We start from the raw sequence: 15,035 nt of genomic DNA on the forward strand, positions 1-15,035 counted from the left end.
TTTCGTTTCCCGACTCACGCAAAGAAACTCCCGCAAAGTCGTGTGTCGTCTGGCGCAAAACCTCGACAGTCTAATAATCTCGTAGGCATGCCTAAGTCTGTCGCCAGGTTGAACGAGATCCAGATGAGCGCGGAGGATGCCCTCCGCAACTACATGCGCTCGGACGGCGGGAAGACCCCCTACCTCCGAGAGGTCGCCGAGGCGTTCATCGACGCCCGCGAGCACTTCTTCACCGCCGACGGCTCCGTCGACTGGCTGGGCCGCACTCACGCTTACCGGCAGTGGGTCAGCGAGACCTTGTCAAACGCTCGGGTTGCCCCGGGAGACACCACGAGCACGCTCGCCGCGATTCGTTACCACACCGGCAACGTCCTGCGCACCCGCCTGGACGACGAGCAGCTCGAAGACCTGGGGCTCCGGAAGCCGAATAGCAAGGAGCGCGCGGCCGAGGTGCGAGCCCAGGCCGCCGAGGTCCGGCACCTCTTCGGCGCGGGCAGCGTCATCCACGACCCCCAGGAGATGCTCCAGGCCGTGCGGCTCATGACCGTCACGCTCCGACGCATCGACGCCGACGAGCTCTCCGACGCCGCGCCCGGCGTGCGCGCAGACATAGCAGGGCGGCTCGCCGAGATCCGCGAGCGCGCCGACGAGCTGAGCGCCGCCGCCGGAGCGACCTCCCGACCCGGGAAGTGACGGAGTGACGCAAGTGACGTCTCTTTCTATTCCTTCTCTAAGGCTTACCTTCACTTAAGCCGCAATGTAGAAGTGACGTAAGTTCCGTCACTTCATCACCTCTGAGCACGGGCGCCGTCCTGGCCCCCTCCTCTCGTGTCCCATTCACTGGCACGGAAGGAGGGTCATCCCCTGTGACGACCCCGAAAGTAAACACCATCAAGCGCGGCGACTCGCGCTTCTACGTCGAGCCTGAGACGGGCGAGAAGGCGCCGGGTGTGACGAGCGTCCTCGGCATGCTGCCGAAGCCGTTCCTCCAGCGCTGGGCGGCGAAGATGGTCGCCGAGGAGGTGGTCGCCGATCTCGGCACCGCCGTGAACCTCACGATCCGCAACCCCGAGGCGGCGGTCGACCACCTGAAGAACGCCCCATACCGCAACACGCGCGCCGCCGCCGACACCGGCACGGCCGCGCACGACCTCTTCGAGCGCCTCGCGAAGGGCGAGACCATCGGCCGCGTCTCGGCGGAGATGGAGCCCTACGTCCGGCACTTCTCCGAGTTCCTCGATACGGTGCAGCCCGAGTACCACTTCATGGAGGAGACCGTCTGGTCGGACTCCCGCGGCCCGCAGCTCGCCTACGCCGGCTCGTTCGACGCCTTCGCGACGATCAACGGCGAGCGGATCTGGCTCGACAACAAGACGACCCGCTCCGGCGTGCACGAGGAGGTCGGGCTCCAGCTCGCCGCCTACCGCTACGCCGACCACATCATCCGCCCCGACGGCTCGCGCATCCCCATGCCGAAGGCTGACGGTGGCGCCGTGGTCCACGTCCGCCCCGAAGGCTGGAAGCTCGTCCCGGTGAAAGCCGACGAGGAGTCCTTCGACGTCTTCCTCCTGCTCCGCCAGATCTTCAACTGGGAGCGCGACGGCAAGTCGAGCGTCGTCGGCCGTCCCGTCGCTTCCGGCCCCGCTGACGCGGAGTCCGGCCCGAAGCGGCGCACCCCGCGCGCACGAGCGGCGGTGGCAGCATGAACCTCTACAACCTGATCGAGGCTGAAGGCCTCGTTCCGGTAGCGGGCCTCTCCGGAGGTGGCTACGCCTGGGGCCGGATCGAGGTCTACTACTCGCCCCGCGCGAGCCGGTTCTACTGGCTCCACGAGAGCGGCTGCTCCTGCTACCACTTCGGCGACGCCGAGCCCTACTCACTCGGCGACTTCAGCGATGGTGACCGCGCCGCCGCGATCGGAGCTCTGAAGGGCTTCTCGCACTATGAAGGCGACCCGTCCAAGGAGGAGTACGACCGCGAGACCGCGAAGGTTCGCGACTACCGCCCGGAGGTGACCGCGTGAGCGTTGCATCCGCCATGCTCCAAGTCGAGCTCCTCCGCGACCAGCTCGCGTCAGAGCTCACGCCCAGTCGCGAGTTGTCCCTCGCGCTGACGAAGCTCGACGAGGCTCGTCTCTGGCTCGGGGAGGCGCCCGCGTGAGCGCCATCACCTTCGAACCCTGGCCTAAGATCCCGCGCCTGAACCGCGGCATCCTCGTGACCGAGAAGATCGACGGTACGAACGCGGCCGTCGTGATCTTCCGGACTGGCGACCTCGCCGATGAGCACGGCGTGACGACCTTCACCGCAGCGGACAACGCCAATATTCTTGCCGTTGTCCCCGACGGCCCGGACGAGTCGTTCGTAGTGCTTGCCCAGTCTCGGACCCGCTTCATCACCCCCGAGGCCGATAACTACGGCTTCGCCGCCTACGTAAAGGCCAACGCCGAGGCCCTCGTCTCGACCCTCGGCCCTGGCCGTCACTTCGGCGAGTGGTGGGGCGCGGGCATCCAGCGGCGCTACGGCCTGAGCGGGAAGCGGTTCTCGCTCTTCAACGTCGACCGCTGGGCCGACGTCGACCTCTCGGCGGTCCCGGGCTTGGGCACGGTGCCCGTGCTCTACCGGGGCCCGTGGAACCCCCGCGAGATCGACCTCGCCGTCCTGGTGCTGGAACTCGTGGGATCCAGCGCCGCGCCCGGCTTCGACCGTCCCGAGGGCGTCGTGGTCTGGCACTACGCGAGCCGAACGAGCTACAAGGTGACCGTCGAGAACGACGGCGCCCCGAAAGGTGAGGCCGCGCACGCGGCAGACGAGGAGAAGGCGGCGTGACGATCTCGACCGACCTCACGCCGGATGTGCGGCAACGCCCGTTCCTAACCGTGATCCCCCGCCGGAGCCCCCGGCAGAAGACCCACGTTTCGCTCGGGTACGCGAAGAGTGCCATCTCAGACAAGGTGCACTATCGCATCGGCGCCGTCTGCGACATGGCGGTCTACGAGTGGCGGGACGAGAAGTGGAGTCTCCTGTGGGAGATCCCTCGCGGTACGGAGTACAGCGCCCTCCCCTGGAAGGAGAGCAATTGATCCACGGCACCCGCGACGACCTCCTCTGGCTCGCCGGCCTCCTGGAGGGGGAGGGCTCCTTCGACGCTCACCGAGGCCGCTACCCGCGTATCCGCCTCGCCATGACGGATAGAGACGTGGTTGGTCGCGCAGCGTCCGTCATGGACTCGAAGATCCGCCTCTCCCTCCACCCGGCGCCCGCGCGCTCGACCTGGCACACCGAGATCTCCGGCGAGCGAGCCGCCGAGATCATGCGTGAGATCCTGCCCTTCATGGGCTCGCGCCGCTCGGGCAAGATCGCCGACGTCCTCGGCGTGCTGCACTTCCGGACGGCGGAGTCGCAGTCAGCCCCGGGCCCGGCCGTGTCTCGGCCGGCGGGCATCGCGAAGCCGCTCACCGCGGCCTAGCGTTCAGGAAGGCTGAACAGCGCCGAGAACTGAACACCGAATGGCCCTCGTCCGCTCACCGGGGCGGGGGCCTTTTCGCGTTCCGGAAACCCTCCCGTTCCACGCCCGGCGGAACGACCCGAATCCCGGAACATCCCGGCTGAGCAGATCCCACCCCCTGGCCCCCTCCTCATCTGTCCACAACCGGAGAGCCCCCGCGCGGCTCTCCACGACTACCTGACAGATCAGAGAAAGGGGCTCTATGGCCCTCCGCGTATTCGGCACCGACCCCGAGACCCAGCCCAAGCCGCGCCAGTCGTTCGCCGACGACGTCGTCGGGCGCTTCCGCTCGGGTCACACCCTGAACCGGAAGCCCGTCTCGCTCAACGAGTGGCGCGTCACCACGGGCGACCCCGACGTAGCCGCAGCCATCTACGACCTGCTCGGCGGCGACCAGCCGCAGACCTGGGAGTCCGGCGGCGAGGACAACCTGGAGGTGTTCACCGCCTCGAAATCCGTCGAGATCATCATCGAGGGCACCAAGGCCCTCCGCCAGCGTATGGTCTGGTGGAGCAGCACCGGGAAGCTGATCCAGTCCGGCGACGGCGAGACCCTCGACGACGGCACCCCCGACCCCGACGCCGCGCTCACCTTCCAGGAGCGCAAGAAGAAGGGCCAGGACGGCCTCGGCCCCGTGCCGCAGATCGAGCTCTTCTTCCGCCTGAAGGAACTCCCCGACGTCGGGATCTTCAAGTTCCAGACCGGCTCCTGGTCACTCGCCTACGACCTCGCGGCCGAAGGCATCGAGGACCGGCTGACCGACCTCGCCGCCAACGGCGTGAAGGTGGCCGCCACCCTCACGCTGGAGGAGGTCTCCTTCGTGGCGAAGAACGGCGCCATGGCCGGGAAGACGGTCCGCTACACGAAGCCCGTCTTCGAGATCAAGGGCCCGGTGATCTAGTGCGCGTGCTGGCGACGGCCGCGACCGTCCTCCTCGTGGTCGCCGCCGGCTACTTCCTCGCGCTCGCCGCGGCGTCGCTCATCGGCGTCTTCGTGGCGCTGGCCGCGCTCGCTGGCTCGGTCTGACCCATCCCAGAAAGGTCCCCGTCTCCTCGTCGAGGCGGGGACCTTTCGCGTCCCAGGAACCCCATGACCACCGTCTACACCAAGAACAATTGCCGACCCTGCGAGGCGACGAAGCGCTGGCTCACCAAACACGGCCTGACCTTCGTCGAGATCAACCTCGACGAGCACCCAGAGGCCCGTGACCAGCTCGTCGCTCGCGGCTTCATGGAGTCACCAGTCGTCGACTCCCCGATCGGCACCTGGTCGGGCTTCCGCCCCGACCTCATCGACCTACTCGCAAAGGAGACAGGATGACCGTCTACTACACCTCCGACCTCCACCTCGGGCACCGCCGCGTGTCCGAGATCCGCGGCTTCGGAGACGTTGAAGAGCATGACGCCGCCGTGGCCGACGGGTGGAAGTCAGTCGTGCGCCCCGATGACACCGTGTACGTTCTCGGGGACGTTGCGATGGGTGGCTTCGACGCGGCCCTCGCGAAGATCCGGGCGCTGCCCGGTACGAAGCGACTCATCGCGGGCAACCACGACCCCGTCCACCCAATGCACCGCACCGCTCCTCGCGAGATCCAGCGTGAGCGGTGGACCTCGACGTTCGAGTCGATCCAGCCCTTCGCCCGTCGCCGGGTAGCTGGGATCGAGTTCCTCCTGAGTCACTTCCCCTACGCCGAGTGGGGCGACGGTCCCGAGCGCGGCGAGGCTCGGCACCTTCAGTACCGGCTCCCCGACCTCGGCGGCCTCCTGCTCCATGGGCACACGCACGGGCGCGAGCGCCTCCACGGCCGCGAATTGCACGTCGGCGTCGATGCCTGGGGCTTCGTCCCGGTGAGCGACGAGATCGTGACCGAGCACCTCCGGGCCGCCTCATGAGCGCCGCGAAGCAGAAAGGCACCGCGTGGGAGACCGCGCTCGTCCGCTCGCTCTCCGCGTTCTTCGCCGGCCGCTACGGCCTCGCTCCTCGCCGAGTCGCACAGGAGGGATTCGCCGACTCTGGCGACCTCCACGGCATCTCCCCCTTTATCGGCCAGGCGAAGAACTGGAAGAGCTGGGAGGCCGCGATTCGGGAGGGCCTCGACGGCGCCGAGAAGCAGCGCCTCAACACGGGCGAGCCGTTCGCCGTCGCGCTCGTCAAGCGAGCTCGCAAGCCCGTGGGCGGCGGCTACGCGGTGATGACCGTTGCCACCTTCGCGCGACTACTCCTGCGCCTCCGCCGTGCCGAGCACCAGCTCCGCTCTGCCTCGCCCACCGCGTGGACCGATCACGTCGAGCAGTCCGCCGCCGACCTGGCCTCCGACTTCCCGAGGGGCTAGGACCGCCTCGGCGTCCACGCCGTGAAGCTCCCGTCGGCGAACACCGCCCAATGCTCGCCCGGGCGCTCCTCACGCGGGACCAGGACGAACGTGAACGACTCGACGTCCTCCATCTCTTCGTCTACGAACGGGCCGGGGTTGAGCTGTCGTGTCACGGGTCGGGATCTGCTTTCTGTGGTGCTGGATAGGGCTTGCTTTCTACCGACTGCATTCGGGTTGTTCGTCGGGTGTCGCTTCGGGTGGGTCTCAGTATAGGTGCGGCCAACGACACGAAACTTCGAACATATGTTCGAAGGTCTGAAGCCTAGCGCTACCCGAGCGAGCACCGCCACCCGCCCCGGCCCCCTCCTCCGTTGACCATTCCGATTCACCCGACAGGGGAACCATTGACTCTCTCTGAACTACTCGCGCGCCTCGACGACGTCGAGGAGACCCCCGACGGCTACCTCGTCCACTGCCCCGCGCACGCCGACTCCCAGCAGTCCCTACGCCTCTCCGTGAGCGAGGCCGGGAAGGTGCTCTTGAAGTGCCGCGCCGGGTGCGAGACGAAGGACGTCGTCGCCGCGCTCGGCCTCACGATGCGCCAACTCGCGACGATGAAGCCCGGCGACGTCGACACCTCGCGCCGCGCCGTGTCGACCGCCCTGCCCGCCACCCCCGCGGCCATCGCGTCGCTCGCGCTCCGCATCGATGGCTACGCCCAGGCGTGGCGGGAGGCCCCCGAAGCCGCCGAGGCGACGCGCTACGCGCACGACCGATTCGGGTTGGATGCCGTAGCGGTCGACCGTCTCGGTCTCGGCTACACCGAAGACCTAGGCGGCGGCCCTCGCCTCGTGGTGCCCTTCCGCACCCCGGACGGGGTCGCCCGCAACTTCCAGGCGCGAGCGCTCGACAAGGACGTGTCGGTCCGCTGGCTCGGCCCGAAGTCGCCCGAGGGCGGCTCGTGGTCGAAGATCGGCTTCTTCCCCGGCGACTCCGGCTGGGACGAGGTCCTCATCTGCGAGGGCCCCGGCGATGCCCTTACCGGCGCAGCGCTCGGCTACGACACGATCGGCGTCGCGGGAGCCTCGCACGCTGGGAACCCCGCGATCGTCTCCGAGATCGCCTCCTGGATCGGCGACCGCCAGGCCGTCATCGCAGGCGACGGCGACCCCGCCGGCCGCCGCTTCTCCGCGCAGCTCGCCGAGGGCCTCGCGGCGCTCGACGTCCGGGTCCGGGTGTTGCACCTCCCGGACGGCGTCGACCTGAACGACTGGCGACTGCAGAACCCGGCGGCCTTCGCTCGAGATGTGATCCGCGCGATCTCCCACGCCGAGCCCGTGAAGTCCCGCACCGCCGCCCTCCTGGCCTGGGACGAGGACCGCTACTCCCTGACCGACCTCGGCGCCGCGCGCTACCTCCGCGACTACATCGAGAGCCAGGGCTCCGGCGTGCGCTACTCCGAGGAGGTCGGCTTCTTCCTCCTCGAAGGCGGAGTGTGGCGCCGCGACGAACGCCAGGGCGTCCGCACCCATGCCCAGGCTGTGGCCGACCTCGTCCGCGACCTCGCCCGCACCGCCTCCGGCGAGGCCGCTCGCGAGGGCGCGATGGAGTCGGACAAGAAGCGCGCGGCCCGCCTGAACCGCTACGCCGCGCACGCCCAGACCTCGCGCGGGCTGGACTCCATGCTCCGCGAGCTCCAGGCCGTGAAGGGCGTTCCCGCCTCGATCGACGAGTTCGACCGGCATCCAGACCTCCTAGCGTGCCTGAACGGCGTGATCGACCTCCGAACCGGCACGCTCCGACCGCACGACCCCACCCTCCTCCTGACCCGCCGCGTCGAGTTCGACTATGACCCCGGCGCGCGCGCCGACCGCTGGGAAAGTTTCCTCCAGGAGGTCTTCCCGAAGTACCCCGACCTCCCCGCCTTCCTCCGCCGCTTCGTGGGCTACGGCATCACCGGCCACACCTCCGAGCAGTGCTTCGGCGTCCACTGGGGGAAGGGCGCCAACGGGAAGTCGATCTTCACCGACACCCTCACGGAAGTCTTCCGCGAGCAGACCGTGACGACCGGCTTCTCCACCTTCGAGGAGCGCAGCTCCGGCGGCATCCCGAACGACCTCGCCGCGCTGAAGGGTGCGCGCCTGGTCATGGCCGCCGAGGGCGAGCAGGGCCGGCCGATGGCCGAGGCCGTCCTGAAGCGCGTCACGGGGCGCGACCTGATCTCCGCCCGCTTCATGCGGAAGGAGTTCTTTGAGTTCCGCCCGACGTTCCTCCTCATGCTCGCGACCAACTTCCGGCCGTCGTTCAAGGGCCAGGACGAGGGACTCTGGCGCCGGGTGAAGCTCATTCCCTGGGAGCGCTACTTCCAGCCCGAGGAGCGCGACCACCGTCTCGGCGAGAAGCTCCTCGCGGAGGCCCCGGGGATTCTCGCGTGGGCCGTCCGCGGCGCCCGCGAGTGGTACGCGGGAGGGCTCCAGGACCCCGACGTCATCCGATCGTCGACGCGCGAGTACCGCGAGACCTCGGACGCCCTCGCGGGCTTCCTGCCCGGTGTGTTCGTGAAGGACGACGCCGCCGGCCGGGTCGACGGAAAGATCCTCTTCGACGCCTACCTCGAATGGGCCGACGAGGAGAACCTCCCGCAGCGCGAGATCTGGACGCGCCGTACGTTCTTCGGCGCCCTCGAAGAGCGCGGCCTGACCAAGCGGAAGACGAACAAGGGCATCGCCTTCGACGGCGTACGCAAGGCTCGGCTCGTCGACCGCGAGCCCGACCACGATCAGCCCGAGGTCCCCGAGCCGGGCAAGGCTGGCCAGGACTTCCTCCGGAAGCCCGAGCCCGCAGCCCCCGCCGAGATCCCTCGTCTGACCGGCGCCACGCTCGACGGCATCGTCTGACCCACCCGAAAGCCCCTCCCCTCACCAGAGGCGGAGGGGCTTTTCGCATTTGTCTGAGCAGCTTGGGCAGCCTGGCCCCCTCCTCTTCTGACACCCCACATAGGGCCGGCTCCCGGCCGACAGAAGGAGAGACCATGACCAAGACAGCGACGATCACGTCGAAGCCGTTCTACCGAACGGTCACTGACAGCTACGACCACGACGACCACGACGCCCGAGTCGGCGACGTGATCGAGTTCGCCAGCCAGGAAGCGGCGGACCACCGAGACACCGACGGCGACCACTTCGGCCGGAACCGTCGAACCGGCGTCGAGAACAGCTACGCCCCCGAGTGCCTCACCTTCGCCCCCGCTCTGGCCGTCGGGGTCAAGGTGCAGATCGCCGACACCGCCGGTACCCGCGCCGACGGCGGCGGGTATGTGTCGAGCACCGCCTTCGGTAAGTCCGGAACGGTGACCGGTGTCTCCGGAGGAGGAAACTGGTTGGTCGAGTTCCAGCACGACGGCCTCCGCCGAGAGCAGGCGATCCACGAGAACTTCCTGACCCCCATCGCCGCGACTAACGCGAAGCCCGTCGCCGAGCCCGAGCCCGCCTGGACTCACATCGTCACCGAGAAGCCCTTCTGGAACGGCATCCGCGGCGTCCGCTACTTCGACGGCGACCCTACGCTTGGTCAGCCGAAGATCGGCGAGCGCCTGATCGTCGACAAGATCACCGCTGACGGCAAGCTGGCGCTCGTCACGAAGCGCGAGGGTGCCCACCTCGTCGGCTTCGCACACATCGCCCCCGGGTGCATCGTCCCCATCGACGCCCACCCGACGGCGCCCGAGAAGGACTCCCCCGAGGAGCCCGCGGCCGATGAGCCCACCAGCCCATCCGTCGAGGCGTTCAAGGCGGCGGCCGACTTCGTCGACGAGATCGAGGTTCGCCTGAACGGCTGGCAGCTCGTCGCCCTCGCTTGGCTGATCCAGAGGGGCGTGAGTAAGTGACAGACGAGCCCCACGACGACGATCTCCCGCCGCTAGAGATCCACCCGCTCGAATACGTCTGCCCCGACTGCCACCTCATCCACTGGGGTCCGCCCCGACCCGAGGTCTGCGACCTGTCCTGAAGACCGGGGCGTGGCGCCGTCGACTCACTCACCCATGTGGGCAAGCCGATCCAGCGACCTAGTGCCGCGCCCTCCCCTGGCCCCGCCTCTCTCGTGACTCGCTCCGAGGCAGGCGGGGCCTTGCACTCTCCCGCCCCGAAAGGACCTCAGTGCTCACCCTCTCCCACACCGTCGCTGGCGACGAGTGCCGGATCTTCTTCCCCGAGCGGCGGACCGACCTCGCGGGCTTCGAGTCCTTCCTCGGCGAGGGCGACAAGCTGCTCGGCCTCGACACCGAGACGACCGGCCTGGATATCTACTCGCCGGGATACCGGCTCCGTCTCGTCCAGATCGGCAACGCCCGCGAGGCATGGGTCCTCCAGGCCGACCTCTTCCGCGACGCCATCATTCGCGCGCTTCGCCAGCCGCGCTCGTTCGGAGTGCACAACGCCTCCTTCGATCTCCAGGTGATCGACCGCCACCTCGGCGTCCGGATCGAGGAACTCGCCGACCGGGTGCTCGACACCAAGATCTTCGCTCACCTCCTCGACCCTCGGCAGCGGCACGAGGGCGGCGCCGGGCTCCGACTGAAGGAGCTCTCCGAGATCTACGTCGACGAGGCCGCGCCCGACACCCAGGAGGGCCTCACTGCCGTCTTCCGATCCCTCGGCTTCACGAAGGAGACCGGCTGGGCCGGCGTCCCGATCGACAATGAGACCTACGTCCGCTACGCGGGGCTCGACGTGATCCTAGAGACACGCCTCTTCTACGAGCTCGCGCCCCTCGTGAAGGCCCTCGAACTCTCCGACCTCTCGCAGTTCGAGCACCACCTCCAGAGCCTCCTCGCGATCATGCAGCGCAAGGGCGTGCGCCTCGACGTCGATTACATCGATCGTCTCCGCTCCGAGCTCGCCGTCGAGGCGAGCGACTTCGCCAAGGTCGCCGCCCGCTACGGCGTAAGCAACGTCAACTCGACGACCCAGGTCTCGGCCGCACTCGTCGGCATGGGCGAGACCCTCACCGAGACCACCGACTCCGGCGCCCTGAAGGTCGACAAGGCCGTGCTCCTCCCGCTCGCCGACCTCGACCGCGACTGGACCCGCATCGAGGCGCGCGACCCGAACCCACTTGCCGACGCCGTGCTCCGCACGAAGCGCGCCATGAAGTGGGACGAGTCATACGCGGGCGCCTTCCTGAAGCTCCGCGACTCCGACGACCGCCTCCACGCCTCGATCGGTGGACTCCAGGCCCGCACCGCGCGCATGTCGATCTCCCGACCCCCGCTCCAGCAGCTACCCTCTGGCGACTGGAAGATCCGCCGCGCGTTGATCGCCGACCCCGGCCAGCTCATCGTCGCCTCGGACTACGCGCAGGTCGAGATGCGTGTGCTCGCCGCGCTCTGCCAGGACGAGACGCTCGTCGAGGCGATCCTCTCCGGGACCGACCTCCACGACTTCACCGCCGAGCGAGTCTTCGGCCCCGACTTCACGAAGGTCCAGCGCAAGGTCGCGAAGGCGATCGGCTTCGGCAAGGTCTACGGCGGCGGGAAGACCACGGTCGCCCGGCAGACCGGCCAGACCGAGGCAGCCGTCGCCCCAGCCATGGCCGCCTACGACGCGACCTTCCCCGGCATCAAGCGCTACGCGCAGCGCCTCCAGCGCCGAGCCGAGTACGGGAAGAAAGAGGTCATCACCGTCTCCGGCCGCCACCTTCCCCTCGACCGTGATCGCCTCTACGCCGCGACGAACTACGTCGTCCAGTCCACCGCGCGCGACCTGCTCGCCCAGGCCATCGTCGATCTCTTCGACGCCGGCCTCGGCGACCACCTCCTCCTCCCTGTCCACGACGAGATCATCGCCCAGGCCCCCGAGGCCGAGGCCGAGGAAGTCGTCCAAGAGATCGGCCGCATCATGGGCTCCACCTTCTACGGCATCCCCATCCTCTCCGACCCCGAGGTCTACGGCCGCTCGTGGGGGTCGGGATACGGCGTGCCCGCAGAGCTGGACGCACGATGAGCCGCCGGAGCATGGGCCGCCGAGCGATGAGGAACGGCGAGGAGTACGACGCCTACACCGCGTGGCGTGGCGCCTTGCTCTACCTGACCCGTGCCGGTGCCGTGAAGGCAATCAAGCGCCGGACCCACAAACGCGAGCGCCGCGAGGCGGCTCAGCTCATCCGTCTCGAAAGGACCTCCGCATGACCCAGACCGCCGGCCAGTCGACCCGCGAGGTCGCCGACGCCCTGATCGCCCTCGGGACGGAACTACTGAAGGCAGAGGCCGTTCAGTGGTCCCCCGCCCCGGTGCCCCAGCCCCGCGACGACACGACCGAACGCGCGTCCGGCGGCCACTCCGACCCCGTCCCGCGCATCGTCACCGACGAGCGCCGCCTCGCAGTCCGGGCCGCCGTGACCGGCGCATACCGCGCGATGGACTCGGCCGTCGACGACCTCGACCGGGCCCGCGTCGATCTGGAGCTCGCGGTCGCCACCTGGAACGGCGACTAATCCTGGCCCGAATTCGGCGACACCCCGATTGGGGTCTCGCGTAAGACGTCTCACGTGACTTAGACATGTCCCTTGAAACCATCCGCACGTCGACCCTGCCGAGCAGCGTAAGACGTCTCACGCAAGGAAAGATCAAATGAACAGCTTCCAGTCCGTCCTCTCCGACGTCTTCGACCGCGCGCAGGAGCGCCGGCTGTCCGTCGACGACGAGCGTGTCGCCATCGCCAAAGCCAAGCTCGGCGACGACTCGGCCACCATCGAGCTCGTCTACGCCTACGCCGCCGCCCTCCGGAACGCGGTCGCCCAGTACCGGCACGCGGGCGGCGCTGACGCCTCGGACTCCTACTCGTCGGAGGACCTCCGCTCCGCGGCCGTTACGGGCCTGATCGAGGCGATCCAGGCATTCGACCCCGAGCACCATGAGCGCTTGGCGGCGGTAGTGTCGGGCTACGTCCACGACTCGATCTCGACGAACGTCCTCGGGCCCGTCGCCTTCGCCGTGCCTGCCCGCAGCCTGAAGCGGTTCTACGGCATCCTCCGGGCCGCCGAGGGCAACGTGTTCGAGGCCGCGAAGCTCGCCCCCGAATTCGAGATGCGGACCGAGACCTTCGCGGCGATCCTCGCGGCCGTCCGCGACGTCTCCTCCTACGACTCACTCACGACGTCCGGAGTCGACGACCTCGCGCCCGAACCCGCAGCGTACCCGATCTGGGAGTCCGGCACTGCCGACGCTGAGGACCGCGTCCTCGTCGAAGCTGCCTTCGCCGCAGTCGACACACTGGAGGCCGACGTGTGCCGCCTGGCCTACGGCTTCACCGACTACGAGCCCGTACCCGACGCCGAGATCGGCCACCGCCTCGGCCTGTCCCGCCAGAAGACCCAGCGTACCCGCACCTCCGCGCTGACGAAGATGCGCGAAGCATTGGCAGTTGCGTGAGATGACTCACGCGAGTTGAGCCCTCGACCTTCGGGTCGGGGGCTTTTCTCGTTTCCCAGCCTCTTCCCCACTTGCGTGAGACTACTCACGCGACTACTCTCGACTCCATTAAATTCAGCGTGAGACGTCTCGCGCGAGATGATCGGAGCCCACGTGTCCATCCAGATTGCAACCGCCATCTTCCCGACCGACTTCGCAGTCGAGGGCTACGACCCCTCGGCGGCGCGGTGGACCGCCGGGAAGGTCCGCCACATCGTGCGCGCCATGAGCGGCGCCCCGTGCATCATCACGACCGACGCGAGGACGGGCTTCACCCTCATAGGGGCCCGCCTCCTAGAGGTCCGAGACGCCCCGGGCGGGGTCGAGATCCTGACCTCGGACGGCACCGCGCCCTACTGGTCGAGCCTCGACACCGTCGGCCCGACGATCATCCCCCTGACCGGCGACGGCGAGAAGTGGCGTTCGATCGACTCCTACCGCGCCGAGCAGGACCTCGCCCTAGCCCGCGCCCACCGCGACGCCGACCCACACGCCCCGGGCCGTTGGATCGCCACCCCCGGCCTCGACTACGTGGATGTCACCTTTACCCCCGACAAGTCCGACCCCCGCTATGCCGAGCCGGGCGACTACTTCTTCCGCCGCTACGCCCTGCACGAGCTGGGCTAGCTCCGCCGCACCGCCGACGCCCACACCCAGGCTCGCATCGTCGACCCGTCACGCATCGTGAACTCCACCCACACGGCACGGTCAGTCCAGGCAACCGCCCGCCCGTCGACGAGGACGGGCATCTCGGGGAAGCGTACCCATGCCTTCACCGGCACGGGCTCGCTGGCCTCGCGGACCTCTGCCGCTCCGCGCTCACCCTCAGACAGCGAGATCGGCCGCGGACGGACGAGCATCTCGTTCAGCGCGGCGTCGGTGACGTCGGACCCGTAGCGGCGATTAGATCCCATGATTCGAATATATGTTCGAATCGCACGGCACGCCAAGCGAAACGCTACTCAGCCTCCCTGGTCGCCTTCTCGATCGCAGCCTCTCTGATCCACCGAGCAACGGGGACCCTGGGCTCCTCTCGCGCAGCGGCCGCCTCCACGAGCGCCCTCTCGGCCTCCGTGAAGCTGACGTTCTTGACGTGCTCGCGGCGCTCATCGACTGCCGGTCGACCCCGCGAGACCGATCGCTTCTGAGCTTTGAACGCCATGAAACCATTATATCCGTATGGATAATTGACACTCAACCCGTGCCGGCGTATCGTGTCACCTCAATTGATCCATACGGATTAAAACGAGCGCCAAAGGAGCCCCATCCCATGCCACTCTCGATCACCCAGATCCTCGAAGCCGCCCCGTACATCCTCGTCCCCGTCAGCGACGAACCGGGCGAGCTCTGGCAGGTCTACTCGGATGGCTCCCGGACGAAGTTCCGCGGATGCGTCATCCCCGAGCCTCGACGACGGGAGCGAATCGCCGCTTGATCCGCGTTGGGGTCATTCGTTGGGGTCAAATAAGAAAGAGGCCAGCCTCCGAGTTTCGGAAACCGGCCTCTGACCAGGTGTTTCATCTGGTCGGGCTGACAGGATTTGAACCTGCGACCCCTTGACCCCCAGTCAAGTGCGCTACCAAGCTGCGCCACAGCCCGTGGACAACTTGTCAATAGTACCCCATCCGCGACCCGCACTCCGACACCGCGGCCCCGCGCATCCCGTGCACACCGTCCACAAGTCACGCTGCCATAACGGTTGAGACTCCGAGTCCCGTTTCGGTGAAACAGCCTGGATGCGCGTGC

General features: G+C 68.2%; 20 protein-coding genes and 1 tRNA gene. 18 read left to right on the top strand and 3 right to left on the bottom strand.

Annotated features, from left to right (window positions below):
* The first annotated feature begins 87 nt into the window (after positions 1-87).
* The 17 genes from N1031_RS07015 (at position 88) to N1031_RS07095 (ending at position 13,916) form a co-directional block, all read left to right on the top strand.
* Complete coding sequence (locus N1031_RS07015; protein ID WP_259478888.1) at positions 88-693, top strand: hypothetical protein; 606 nt, start codon at positions 88-90, stop codon at positions 691-693.
* Between the two features lie 173 nt (positions 694-866).
* The gene (locus N1031_RS07020) at positions 867-1,706 is read left to right on the top strand and encodes a PD-(D/E)XK nuclease family protein (RefSeq protein WP_259478889.1); all 840 of its coding nucleotides are present in this window, start codon (positions 867-869) and stop codon (positions 1,704-1,706) included.
* The gene (locus N1031_RS07025; protein WP_259478890.1) at positions 1,703-2,023 is read left to right on the top strand and encodes a DUF7574 domain-containing protein; all 321 of its coding nucleotides are present in this window, start codon (positions 1,703-1,705) and stop codon (positions 2,021-2,023) included. The genes N1031_RS07020 and N1031_RS07025 overlap by 4 nt, the downstream gene beginning before the upstream one ends.
* The gene (locus N1031_RS07030; protein WP_259478891.1) at positions 2,020-2,160 is read left to right on the top strand and encodes an Acb2/Tad1 domain-containing protein; all 141 of its coding nucleotides are present in this window, start codon (positions 2,020-2,022) and stop codon (positions 2,158-2,160) included. The genes N1031_RS07025 and N1031_RS07030 overlap by 4 nt, the downstream gene beginning before the upstream one ends.
* A complete protein-coding gene (locus tag N1031_RS07035) occupies positions 2,157-2,828 on the top strand; it encodes an RNA ligase family protein (protein WP_259478892.1) in 672 nt (223 codons plus the stop codon). Before N1031_RS07030 ends, N1031_RS07035 begins: the two co-directional genes overlap by 4 nt.
* Entirely contained in the window at positions 2,825-3,082 is a 258-nt protein-coding gene (locus tag N1031_RS07040) for a hypothetical protein (RefSeq protein WP_259478893.1), read from the top strand. Before N1031_RS07035 ends, N1031_RS07040 begins: the two co-directional genes overlap by 4 nt.
* Positions 3,079-3,468, top strand: a complete 390-nt coding sequence (locus N1031_RS07045; RefSeq protein ID WP_259478894.1) for an LAGLIDADG family homing endonuclease — start codon at positions 3,079-3,081, stop codon at positions 3,466-3,468. The genes N1031_RS07040 and N1031_RS07045 overlap by 4 nt, the downstream gene beginning before the upstream one ends.
* 241 nt (positions 3,469-3,709) lie before the next feature.
* The gene (locus N1031_RS07050) at positions 3,710-4,408 is read left to right on the top strand and encodes a recombination directionality factor (RefSeq protein WP_259478895.1); all 699 of its coding nucleotides are present in this window, start codon (positions 3,710-3,712) and stop codon (positions 4,406-4,408) included.
* A gap of 188 nt (positions 4,409-4,596) precedes the next feature.
* A complete protein-coding gene (locus N1031_RS07055) occupies positions 4,597-4,827 on the top strand; it encodes a glutaredoxin domain-containing protein (RefSeq protein WP_259478896.1) in 231 nt (76 codons plus the stop codon).
* Positions 4,824-5,399 (top strand): metallophosphoesterase family protein, encoded by a 576-nt coding sequence (locus N1031_RS07060; protein ID WP_259478897.1) that lies wholly within the window; start codon positions 4,824-4,826, stop codon positions 5,397-5,399. Before N1031_RS07055 ends, N1031_RS07060 begins: the two co-directional genes overlap by 4 nt.
* Positions 5,396-5,839 carry a hypothetical protein gene (locus N1031_RS07065; RefSeq protein ID WP_259478898.1) on the top strand — a complete coding sequence of 148 codons (444 nt, stop codon included), beginning with the start codon at positions 5,396-5,398 and terminating at the stop codon, positions 5,837-5,839. Before N1031_RS07060 ends, N1031_RS07065 begins: the two co-directional genes overlap by 4 nt.
* A 386-nt stretch (positions 5,840-6,225) precedes the next feature.
* On the top strand, positions 6,226-8,718 hold the full coding sequence (locus tag N1031_RS07070) for a phage/plasmid primase, P4 family (RefSeq protein ID WP_259478899.1): 2,493 nt from the start codon (positions 6,226-6,228) through the stop codon (positions 8,716-8,718).
* A 134-nt stretch (positions 8,719-8,852) separates the two neighbouring features.
* Entirely contained in the window at positions 8,853-9,707 is an 855-nt protein-coding gene (locus N1031_RS07075) for a hypothetical protein (protein WP_259478900.1), read from the top strand.
* Between the two features lie 271 nt (positions 9,708-9,978).
* Entirely contained in the window at positions 9,979-11,823 is a 1,845-nt protein-coding gene (locus N1031_RS07080) for a DNA polymerase (protein WP_259478901.1), read from the top strand.
* A 181-nt stretch (positions 11,824-12,004) separates the two neighbouring features.
* Positions 12,005-12,313: a DUF7169 domain-containing protein gene (locus N1031_RS07085; RefSeq protein ID WP_259478902.1), complete on the top strand. Its 309-nt coding sequence runs from the start codon at positions 12,005-12,007 to the stop codon at positions 12,311-12,313.
* Positions 12,314-12,449: 136 nt separating this feature from the next.
* On the top strand, positions 12,450-13,250 hold the full coding sequence (locus N1031_RS07090) for a sigma-70 family RNA polymerase sigma factor (RefSeq protein ID WP_259478903.1): 801 nt from the start codon (positions 12,450-12,452) through the stop codon (positions 13,248-13,250).
* Positions 13,251-13,403: 153 nt separating this feature from the next.
* Positions 13,404-13,916, top strand: coding sequence for a hypothetical protein (locus tag N1031_RS07095; RefSeq protein WP_259478904.1), 513 nt, complete (start codon positions 13,404-13,406; stop codon positions 13,914-13,916).
* Here the strand turns inward: N1031_RS07095 and N1031_RS07100 are convergent.
* Together N1031_RS07100 and N1031_RS07105 are read right to left on the bottom strand one after the other, a co-directional pair.
* A complete protein-coding gene (locus N1031_RS07100; RefSeq protein WP_259478905.1) occupies positions 13,913-14,203 on the bottom strand; it encodes a hypothetical protein in 291 nt (96 codons plus the stop codon). The two genes, N1031_RS07095 and N1031_RS07100, sit on opposite strands and share 4 nt — an antisense overlap.
* Before the next feature lie 44 nt (positions 14,204-14,247).
* Complete coding sequence (locus tag N1031_RS07105; protein WP_259478906.1) at positions 14,248-14,451, bottom strand: hypothetical protein; 204 nt, start codon at positions 14,449-14,451, stop codon at positions 14,248-14,250.
* A gap of 108 nt (positions 14,452-14,559) precedes the next feature.
* Between N1031_RS07105 and N1031_RS07110 the strand changes: the two genes are divergently transcribed.
* A complete protein-coding gene (locus tag N1031_RS07110; RefSeq protein WP_259478907.1) occupies positions 14,560-14,724 on the top strand; it encodes a hypothetical protein in 165 nt (54 codons plus the stop codon).
* 87 nt (positions 14,725-14,811) lie between these two features.
* On the opposite strand, the gene N1031_RS07115 is transcribed toward N1031_RS07110, so the two are convergent.
* Positions 14,812-14,888: transfer RNA gene (locus N1031_RS07115), tRNA-Pro, on the bottom strand.
* Positions 14,889-15,035: the final 147 nt, after the last annotated feature.

The sequence above is a fragment of the Herbiconiux moechotypicola genome (assembly GCF_024979255.1).
GTDB lineage: Bacteria > Actinomycetota > Actinomycetes > Actinomycetales > Microbacteriaceae > Herbiconiux > Herbiconiux moechotypicola.